The organism is Roseovarius sp. MBR-51 (assembly GCF_053628575.1).
On the sequence record NZ_JBRJGQ010000065.1, the window covers coordinates 1 to 1293 of the forward strand.

Sequence of the window (1293 nt, forward strand, 5' to 3'; positions counted from 1 at the left end):
GGGCATCTCTAAAAATTGCCCTGACCTTGGCGCTGCGATATCGTGACTTGGTGAACCGGCATATAGGGGATGCAGCAATGACGCAGATGGGTTTCTTTGATCTTTCGGACCGTTATGCGAGCCTTGACGCCAAGAAGGACCCGCTGGTGGAGATCGATGCCGTCGTGCCGTGGGAAGAGTTTCGCCCGGCTCTTGAACGGGTCTGGCGCAAGCCGGATGCGGATCGCAAATCCCGCGCCGGGCGCAAGCCGATGGACGCGGTGGTGATGTTCAAAGCGCTGGTGCTGAGCGCACTCTACAACCTGTCGGATGACCAAATCGAATATCAGGTCCGCGACCGGCTGTCTTTCATGCGGTTTTTGGGGTTGGGTCTCGGGGATCGGGTGCCCGATGCCAAGACGGTGTGGCTTTATCGAGACGCGCTGGCGCACGCGGGCAAGGTAGAGGAATTGTTCGGGTTGTTCGACGGTCATCTGGCGCGACAGGGGTATATTGCCCGTGGCGGGCAGATCCTTGATGCTTCCATTGTGCCGGTGCCGCGCAACCACAACACGCGCGAGGAAAACGCAACGATCAAGAAGGGTGAGGTGCCCGAGGATTGGGCAGACAAACTGGCGAAACGGGTGCAGAAGGACATGGACGCGCGCTGGACGAAAAAGCACGGCAAGAGCCACTACGGCTACAAGAACCACGTGAATGTGGATCGAAAGCACAAGTTGGTCCGCCGCTACCACGTCAGCGACGCAGCCCAGCATGACAGCCAGGCGGTGGATTACCTGCTGATGCGGGGCAATACCGGGTCCGGAGTATGGGCGGATTCAGCCTATCGCTCCGAGGAAATGGAGGTAAAGCTGCGCGCTCGGAACCTGAAAAGCCACATCCACCGCAAGGGCAAGCGCGGCAAGCCGCTGACTGCACAGGCCAAGGGCAGCAACCGGACCAAATCCACCGTGCGGGTCCGGGTTGAGCATGTCTTCGGCGCGCAGGCAAACGACATGGGCGGCACCTTGGTGCGCACCATCGGTCTGGTGCGGGCCAAAGCCAAGATCGGGCTGAAGAACCTTGCCTACAACATGCGCCGCCTCTGCCAGTTGCGCCGCATCAACCCAAATCCGGCATGACAAACAGACCGCCAGAGACGCAGGTCATGCTGCTCATCGCCAAAAACGACCCTGAAATGGGCTGCGCATCATCAGACCCGACGCAACAACCCGTCAACTGACGGCCTTCCAAGCCCTTCAGGCTGCGCCAACTGCTCCATAGTCGAGAAAACAGTCAAAAATCGAGGTGCCC

1 protein-coding gene is annotated in these 1293 nt (G+C 59.7%); it reads left to right on the forward strand.

All coding sequences use genetic code 11. The annotated features are described in order from the left end of the window. Nucleotides 1–77 precede the first annotated feature (77 nt). The gene (locus tag ACSSVY_RS22755; protein WP_114276417.1) at nt 78–1121 is read left to right on the forward strand and encodes an IS5 family transposase; all 1044 of its coding nucleotides are present in this window, start codon (nt 78–80) and stop codon (nt 1119–1121) included. Nucleotides 1122–1293: the final 172 nt, after the last annotated feature.